We start from the raw sequence: 541 nt of genomic DNA, 5'->3' as shown, positions 1-541 counted from the left end.
TTTTGCTGCATTTGGAAGGCAATACCGCCGCTGAAAACAATAGAAATTGCGATAGCGATAGCGCCAAATTTCACACCACGCTTACCTTGTTTCTCTGCTTTTTCAATTTGTTCTTTGTGATCGGCTTGAAGCTGCTCATTGTGAGTCTTATTCGATGCAGGAGCATCAAGCTTTGGTTCTGTTTCTTTTGATTCAGCGGTTTCGTCTTTGGTCGCTACTGGCTGAGTATCTTGGTTCTGTTCAGGTTCAATATGCTCATTATTTTTTTTGCTTGTCATGCTTATTTCCTGTTTCTAGCTAGGGCTGGAGAGCAGCCAGTAATATTTGGTTCGCAGCACTTTGAGTATTCGTAACGTTAGAGAAACCGAGCTGTTGTGCTCGTTGTGCTATGCGCTTACTTGGAACAAACAAATGTCTCGTTGAAAGCCAAGCAGAATACTCATCAGGGGTAATGGAGCACAGATACTCCAATTGCTCCTGACTAGTGACGACTACTTTGGACGTTTTTTTGTTTATCCATGTTTGATAGATATTGTGATCG

2 pseudogenes are annotated in these 541 nt (G+C 42.1%); both read right to left on the bottom strand.

Annotation, left to right across the window (positions count from 1 at the left end):
- A pseudogene (locus A3712_RS19685) lies at positions 1–278 on the bottom strand (uroporphyrinogen-III C-methyltransferase); the annotation flags it as partial.
- Positions 279–297: 19 nt separating this feature from the next.
- Positions 298–541 (bottom strand): annotated as a pseudogene (locus A3712_RS19680) (uroporphyrinogen-III synthase); the annotation flags it as partial.

This window comes from Vibrio sp. HI00D65 (assembly GCF_001635455.1).
Lineage (GTDB): Bacteria > Pseudomonadota > Gammaproteobacteria > Enterobacterales > Vibrionaceae > Vibrio.
This window is presented reverse-complemented; position numbering and strand designations above follow the sequence as displayed.